This window comes from Cyanobium sp. LEGE 06143, assembly GCF_015207535.1.
Lineage (GTDB): Bacteria > Cyanobacteriota > Cyanobacteriia > PCC-6307 > Cyanobiaceae > NIES-981.
Genome location: NZ_JADEWP010000130.1, coordinates 1 through 7,265, shown reverse-complemented (window position 1 = coordinate 7,265; position 7,265 = coordinate 1). Strand labels below are relative to the sequence as shown.

The following is a 7,265-nucleotide window of genomic DNA, read 5'->3' as shown; positions in this document are numbered from 1 at the left end:
GTATGTGCCGGAAACCCTGATGCCGGCCCTGGCGGAGCTGGAGGCTGCCGCCGCCGAGGCCTGGGCCGATCCCGCCTTCACCGGCCGTCTCAACCACCTGCTGCGCACCTACGTGGGCCGGCCGACCCCGCTGTATGAGGCCGAGCGGCTCACGGCCCATTACGCCCGCCCCGAGGGCGGTCCGCGCCTGTGGCTGAAGCGCGAGGACCTCAACCACACCGGCGCCCACAAGATCAACAATGCCCTCGGCCAGGCCCTGCTGGCCCTGCGCATGGGCAAGCAGCGGGTGATCGCCGAGACCGGCGCCGGTCAGCACGGCGTGGCCACCGCCACCGTGTGCGCCCGCTTCGGTCTGGAGTGTGTGGTGTACATGGGCGCCGAGGACATGCGCCGCCAGGCCCTCAACGTGTTCCGCATGCGCCTGCTGGGCGCCACGGTGCAGCCGGTGACCGCAGGCAGCGCCACCCTCAAGGACGCCACCAGCGAGGCCATCCGCGACTGGGTGACCAACGTGGAGAGCACTCACTACATCCTCGGCTCGGTGGCGGGCCCCCATCCCTATCCGATGCTGGTGCGTGACTTCCACGCCTGCATCGGCAAGGAGGCGAAGGCCCAGTGCCAGGAGGCCTTCGGGCGGTTGCCGGATGTGCTGGTGGCCTGTGTGGGCGGCGGCTCCAACGCCATGGGCCTGTTCCATCCCTTCGTGCAGGACACCGCCGTGCGCCTGATCGGCGTGGAGGCCGCCGGCGAGGGGGTGGCCAGCGGCCGCCATGCCGCCACCATCACCGAGGGCCGCATCGGCGTGCTGCACGGCGCCATGAGCCTGCTGCTCCAGGATGCCGAGGGCCAGGTGCAGGAGGCCCACTCGATCAGTGCCGGCCTCGACTACCCCGGCGTCGGCCCCGAGCACAGCTACCTGCGCGAGATCGGCCGGGCCGATTACCTCGCCGTCACCGACGACGATGCCCTCTCGGCCCTGCGGCTGGTGAGCGAGCTGGAGGGGATCATCCCGGCCCTGGAAACCGCCCACGCCTTCGCGGCCCTCGACGCCCTCTGCCCCACCCTGGCGCCCGGCACCGAGGTGGTGCTCAATCTCTCCGGCCGCGGCGATAAGGATGTGAACACCGTGGCCGACCGGCTGGGGGATCAGCTGCGGGGCTGAGACCGGTGGCCGGCTGCCGGGCCTGGCGGCTGGCTACAGCGGATGTTCTTCCCAGGCGAAGCGTGGCAGCCGCTGCAGGCCCTCCTGCATGCAGCCGGCCCACACCTCCATCGAGCGGCTGATCTCTGGGGCCCCTTTCTTGAGCTTGATGCGCCGCGAGATGCGCAGCTCATTGGCGGGCATCAGCGCCAGCTCGAAGGGCGGGCCCACCGAGAGGTTCGAGCGGCGCGTGATCACCTGGGAGATCAGGCAGAGCCGGGCGGCGTCCTCGAGCGAGAGGCCGCAGTGGCCCACGAAGTCGAGGGGCGGCTTGCCGTATTTGCTCTCGCCGATCTGCAGGAACGGCGTTTCCCGCGTGGCCATCACCGCATTGCCCTGGGGGTAGATCAGATAGAGGCCGTGGCGGTCCCCCTCGATCTGGCCGCCCAGGATGAAGGTGGCCTCGGCGCTGGCGCCCGACTGGTGCAGCGATGCCTTGTGGCGGTCCTGCACCGCCACGCTGGTGCGCCCCACGTAGTCGGCTGCCTCAAAGAGATAGCGGGCCGTCAGCAGATTCGGGCCCGTAGCGTCGGGCTCGGGGGGGCTGTCCTGAGCCTCCTGGCTGGGGGYCTCGCAACGCGGCACCGTGGCGTCAGGGGGCTGGCCGGCCTCTTGCACCTTCGCCGTGGGTCGCGCCTGGCCGGCGGCATCCAGTCCGGCGAACACCCTGGTCTGCAGGGGCGGATCGCCCGCTTCGCCGCTGAGCCCAGGCCCACTGCCCACCGGCTTCCCCGTCTGGGTGGCGCCGATCGGTCCCACCCCCTGTTCCCTCAGCTCGCGCTGAATCTGGTTCAGCACCGCCTGGGTGGTGGCCAGGTTGCCGGCGGCCAGCAGCACGAACAGCCGGTCCGGCGACGGCTGGAACACGTGCATCTTGCTGTAGGTCGAGATGTAATCGACCCCGGCATTGGTGCGGCAGTCCGAGGCGAACACCAGCCCGGAATCCAGCAGAAAGGCGACGCAATAGGTCATGCCTCCACCCCGGACGGCTGGGCGGAAGTCTCAACGCTCTGCCGGTGTGGGGTCTGCCGGTGTGCGGTCTGGCCTGCGGCAGGAACGGGGTCCATGGAATCGGGCGCTGGGGATGAGGGGCTCAGCTGCTGCTTCTCTGCAGCTTGGCAGCCCGCTAGCTGATCAGCTCAGCAGCCGCGTCAGCGTGGCAGCCACTGACTGCACGGCGGCCCGGGCGGTGGCATAGGCCATGCGCATCGGCCCCACCAGGGCCACATGGCCGCGGGCCCCGTCCAGGCTGCTGTAGCCGGCCTGCACCACGGCGCAGGCCTTCAGGGCGCCATGGGGATGTTCCTGGCCGATCCAGATGGCATCGGTCGGGGGACCCAGCAGCTCGTAGGGGGTGGCCTCCACCAGTTGCACCAGGGGCCGCAGCGTGGCGGTCTGGCTGAACTCCGGCTGGGCAAGCAGCCCACCCATGCCACTGGCCACGGCACTGGCGCCCGGCGCTGCGAGCGGCTGCTGCTGGTCGAGGGCCTGGCGGAGCAGGTGGCCGCTGCTGCGCAGCTCTTGCGGCAACTGCTGCCAGGCAATCGGCTGCTCGGGGTGGGCCCGCAACTGCCGGTTGATCCAGTCCTCCAGCCGGGCCAGCTCGGGCGTGGCCCTGGGCGGCAGCCGCAGGTTGAGGTTGCCGCCGGCCACTGAGCCGCTCACCAGAAACACGATCAGCCGGTCGCCGCTGGCCACCAGCCTCAGTTCCTGCAGGCGCTGCTGCGTCTTGATCGGGCGGGTGATCAGGCTCAGCAGGCCGGTGAGGTCCGCCAGGCGCCGCCCGAGGTGCACGAGCAGATCGTCGAGGGCCGTCCAGTGCAGACTGAGGCCGGCGAGCTCCCGGTCCAGCTGCTGGGCCGCGGCTCCCGGCGCTGGCAGCAGCCGGTCGACGTACTCCCGGTAGCCCAGCTGGCTGGGGATGCGGCCGGCCGAGGTATGAGGCTGGGTCAGCAGCCCCCGCTGCTCCAGCACCCCCATGGCCGAGCGCACCGTGGCGGAGCTGGCCGGCAGGGCGAAGCGGCGCACCAGGGTCTGGCTGCCCACGGGCTCCACGGTGTCCACGTAGTGGCGCACGGCCAGGCGCAGCACCTCCTGCTGACGGGGAGAGAGGTTCTGCGCCAAGACGAGCCCCCGATCCGGAGTGGCTGGATGGTAGGGAGGGCTGAGGGGGTTACGCCGTCAGCGTGGACGCTCGGTAACGCAGGCCTGGGCAGCGCCAGAAACGCGGTGCTCAGTAGCGCGGTACGGCGGGGTCCACCTGGATGCTCCAGGCATCGATGCCGCCCACCAGGTTCCAGACGGCGTCGTAGCCGTGTTCCTGGATCAGCCAGCAGCCGAACTGCCAGCTGCGCACCCCCGCGTGGCAGAGCACGGCCACCGGAACGTCGCGCTGCAGCCGGGCGGGCAGGTCACCCAGCCACTCCTGGGAGCGGCTGAGGGGCAGATGGATCACCGGCAGGGGCAGACGGGCCAGCTCCAGCTCCTCGGATTCGCGCACGTCCACCAGCTGGATGGCCTCGCCGGCGGCCAGACGCTGCTGCAGGTCGCGGGCCTTGATGCTGATCGGCATGTCCACGGGCTGGTGTTCGGTGCAGGATGGGCGCATCCTGCTGCGTCTGCATGACGGCCTGCCTGGACGCATGAAAGCCCGTCCCTTCCTGGCGGTGGTGCTGGCGGTCACCCTGCTGTTGCTGGGCCTCGCCGCTGGTGCGGGCTGGCTGCTGTGGCAGCGCTCCCCCCTGCAGCTCCAGCGGCGCGCCCTGGTGGTGCCCAGCTCGGCCCGCTTCGTGCCGCGCACGGCCGCCCTGGGGCTGTTCCTGCTGAGCGATCCCCAGCAGCCCGTCGACTACGCCCGCGCCCAGGCGCCGGTCCGCCAGCGCCGCCAGGCCGCTGAGGCGGTGGCCCGGCTGCGCGACGGGGCCTTCGCGGCTGCCGGCCTCGACTACCCGGGGGAGCTGGCCAGCTGGCTCGGCGCCGAAACCGGTCTGGCCCTGGTGGCGAGTCAACCCGGCCAGCCCCCCGATGGCTGGCTGCTGGCCCTGCACAGCCGCGATGGCGACGGTGCCCGCCGCTTTCTGCAGCGCTTCTGGCAGACCCGCAGCCTCGCCGGCACGGATCTGCAGGTTTCGAGCTACCGCGGCATGGGAGTGATCAGTGGCCGGGGGGCCCTGCTGGGCAGCCAGCCCGTGCCGATCGCCACGGCCCTGATCGACGACGACCTCGTGCTGCTGGCCTCCGGGCGAGGCGTGCTGGAGCAGGCCCTCGACGTGTCCCAGATCGGCGAACTCAACCTGGCGGCCGACCCCTCCTTCCGTCAGGCCGTGCAGCGCCTGGGGCAGGGGACCCTGCTCATGCAGCTCCGGCCGGCGGTCCTGGGATCCTGGTTGGACCTGCCGGCCGCCGGGGGAGATGCCAGGCGCTCCACCCTGCCGCTGCAGTCGGGCACCGTGGCCTTGCGCCCAAGCGGGCGCCGGCTGGCGCTGGAGGCGCTGCTGGCGCTGACGCCGGAATCGCAGGCCCAGACCCAGTTCCAGCAGCGGTCAGATCCCCCTGAGCCCGAAGATCCATCCGCCTYCGCCGAGCCTGYGCCCCCMGCGCCTCCAACTCAGGCGGCCTGGAGCTCCCGCCTCGATCCCGCCCTGGCTGCTGCGCTCAAGGCGGGGCTGCGGGGCTCCAGCGACAGCCTGGGCCTGCTCCAGGACTCGGCCCACTGGCCAGAATCCTGGGCCCCGCTCTTGGCCAGGTTGCTGCAGCAACCCGATGCAGGCCCCCTGCCCGGCGTGGTGATGGCGGCCGATGCTGGCCCGCTGCTCTGGAGCCAGGGACCCCAGGGCTGGCTGCTGGCCACGCCGGCCGATCAGCCTGAACCGGCCGCTTTCCAGCCTGCCCTTGACGGGCTTGGACTGGTGAAGGCCACCCTGCAGCGCCCGGATGGGGGCAGCCAGCAGGTGTGGACCAGGCTCGACGCTCAGGAGGGGGCTGGGCGCCAGCGCCGCAACGGCCCCCAGCTCAGCGTGAGCCTGGCGGGAGCGCGGRAGGTGGAGGCGGGCCAGGCGTGGTGGGGGCAGACCCTGGCCGTGCTGGATCAGCGGCGCCAGGCAGGGCCCGTTCCCCGGGATCGCTTGTGGGCGTTGGATGCCCTGGACCTGCCCGAAGCGCCCCTGCAGTGGGCCAGCGGCCCTGAAACCGCCAGGGCCCGGCTGCGCCGCTGGCCGGTCTGGCGGCTGCTCACCAGCCTCGCTGGGCAACCCCTCGATGCTGCCGTGGAAGGCTTGGCCTTGGGGCTGGAGCCGGAACCCGGCGATGGCCTGCATCTCAGGCTGGATCTTGATTTTGGCTGAGCTGCTGCTGCTCCGCCACGGCATCGCCGAGGAGCGCTGCCCCGGCCGGGACGATGCGCTGCGCCAGCTCACCCCCGAGGGGCGGCGCCGCACCCGGGAGGTGGTGGAGCGGCTCAGTCGCCTCGGCCTGSRGCTCTGGATCCCGGGCTTGGCGGTATGGCTCATCGGACACTCAGCGGCGGTTTTCCTGGCCCGCCGGGACCCTGACTTCATGGCGACGCTCCTCCGCGCGCTCCGGCACAAGGAACACCTCTCATGCTGAACCTCTCCGAATACGCCGCCCGTCCGCGGCTTCTCGCCGACTACCTGCCCTGGGCGGCGCTCGTGGCGCCCGGCGTCGTGCTCAACAAGGACGGCGCGTTCCAGACCACCTTCCGTTATCGCGGGCCCGATCTTGAGAGCTCGACCGAGCCGGAACTGATCGCGGTGATGGCGCGGGTCAATAACGCGCTCCGCCGGTTCGGCTCGGGCTGGGCGCTCTTCTTCGAAGCCTCGCGGGAGGAAGCCGGTGACTATCCGTCCTCGGAATTTCCGGATCCTGTTTCCTGGCTCGTCGATGAGGAGCGCGGCGTCACCGCAGAAGAAGGCGGCGCCCGGTTTGAGAGCGCTTATTATCTCACCCTGCTCTGGCTCCCGCCCCCCGATACCAATGCCCGCGCCGAGAAGGCGCTGATCGAGCGGCCGGAACGCCCAAGCGGCGCCGGATGGCGCGACCGGCTGCTGGTCTTCCGGCAGCAGGCCGAGCGCACGTTTGATCTCCTCTCGACCGCCCTTTCCGAGATCGCGCCGCTCTCGGATGAGGAGACCCTGACCTACCTGCACGCCTGCATTTCCAGCCGTCGCCATAAGGTCGCCGCGCCCGAGATCCCGGTCTTCCTCGATGCGATCCTGGCAGACGAACCGTTCACCGGCGGGCTCGAACCCCGGATCGGGGAAGCGCACCTCCGCGTCCTGACACTTCTTGGCTTTCCCGGGTCAACGGTGCCGGGACTGCTGGATGAGCTGAACCGCCAGGGCTTTGCCTATCGCTGGTCGACGCGGTTCATCGCGATGGACAAGGCCGAGGCAGAGAAGGTCCTCGGCCGCAAGCGCCGCCACTGGTTTTCCAAACGCAAATCGGTGGCCGCGGTCCTGCGCGAGACCATGTTCCAGGAACCCTCCGCGCTGCTTGATACCGACGCCGACAATAAGGCGCGCGATGCCGATGCCGCCCTCCAGGAACTTGGGTCAGATCTCGTCGCTTATGGCTATGTGACGACCACGATCACTGTCGCCAGCGATGATCCGCAAACCGCCGATGACCGCGCCCGTCAGGCTGAGCGGATCATCAATGGCAAGGGCTTCACGGTGATCGCCGAAAGCCTGAACGCGGTCGAGGCCTGGCTCGGCAGCCTGCCCGGTCATGTCTACGCCAATGTCCGCCAGCCGATCCTCAATACGCTGAACCTCGCCCATATGGTGCCGCTCTCCGCGGTCTGGGCGGGCGACCGGCAGAACAGGCACCTAGGCGCGCCAGCCCTGATCGAAGCGCGCACAGACGGGACGACGCCCTTCCGGCTGAACCTGCATGCCGGGGATGTCGGCCATACGCTGATCCTCGGCCCGACGGGGGCGGGCAAATCGGTCCTGCTCGCGATGCTCGCGCTGCAATGGCAGCGCTACGCCCACGCGCAGGTCTTCGTCTTCGACAAAGGCCGCTCGGCCCGCGCCGCCGTGCTCGG

General features: G+C 70.7%; 6 protein-coding genes and 1 pseudogene. 4 read left to right on the top strand and 3 right to left on the bottom strand.

Features of this window, described 5'->3' with window-relative positions; genetic code table 11:
• Positions 1–1,162: tryptophan synthase subunit beta (gene trpB / locus IQ216_RS09750; protein ID WP_193815319.1), on the top strand; the 1,162-nt coding region annotated here is incomplete at its 5' end.
• A gap of 33 nt (positions 1,163–1,195) precedes the next feature.
• On the opposite strand, the gene IQ216_RS14260 is transcribed toward trpB, so the two are convergent.
• The 3 genes from IQ216_RS14260 to IQ216_RS09735 form a co-directional block, all read right to left on the bottom strand.
• Complete coding sequence (locus IQ216_RS14260; protein WP_228007359.1) at positions 1,196–2,173, bottom strand: 20S proteasome subunit A/B; 978 nt, start codon at positions 2,171–2,173, stop codon at positions 1,196–1,198.
• 162 nt (positions 2,174–2,335) lie between these two features.
• Positions 2,336–3,325 carry a heat-inducible transcriptional repressor HrcA gene (locus IQ216_RS09740; protein WP_193815318.1) on the bottom strand — a complete coding sequence of 330 codons (990 nt, stop codon included), beginning with the start codon at positions 3,323–3,325 and terminating at the stop codon, positions 2,336–2,338.
• A gap of 109 nt (positions 3,326–3,434) precedes the next feature.
• A complete protein-coding gene (locus IQ216_RS09735; protein WP_228007358.1) occupies positions 3,435–3,773 on the bottom strand; it encodes a rhodanese-like domain-containing protein in 339 nt (112 codons plus the stop codon).
• Between IQ216_RS09735 and IQ216_RS09730 the strand changes: the two genes are divergently transcribed.
• The 3 genes and pseudogenes from IQ216_RS09730 to IQ216_RS09720 all read left to right on the top strand — a co-directional run.
• On the top strand, positions 3,772–5,544 hold the full coding sequence (locus tag IQ216_RS09730) for a DUF3352 domain-containing protein (RefSeq protein WP_228007357.1): 1,773 nt from the start codon (positions 3,772–3,774) through the stop codon (positions 5,542–5,544). The two genes, IQ216_RS09735 and IQ216_RS09730, sit on opposite strands and share 2 nt — an antisense overlap.
• Entirely contained in the window at positions 5,537–5,806 is a 270-nt protein-coding gene (locus tag IQ216_RS09725) for a hypothetical protein (RefSeq protein WP_193815315.1), read from the top strand. The genes IQ216_RS09730 and IQ216_RS09725 overlap by 8 nt, the downstream gene beginning before the upstream one ends.
• Positions 5,800–7,265: pseudogene (locus IQ216_RS09720) on the top strand (conjugal transfer protein TrbE); the annotation flags it as partial. The gene IQ216_RS09725 and the pseudogene IQ216_RS09720, both read left to right, overlap by 7 nt.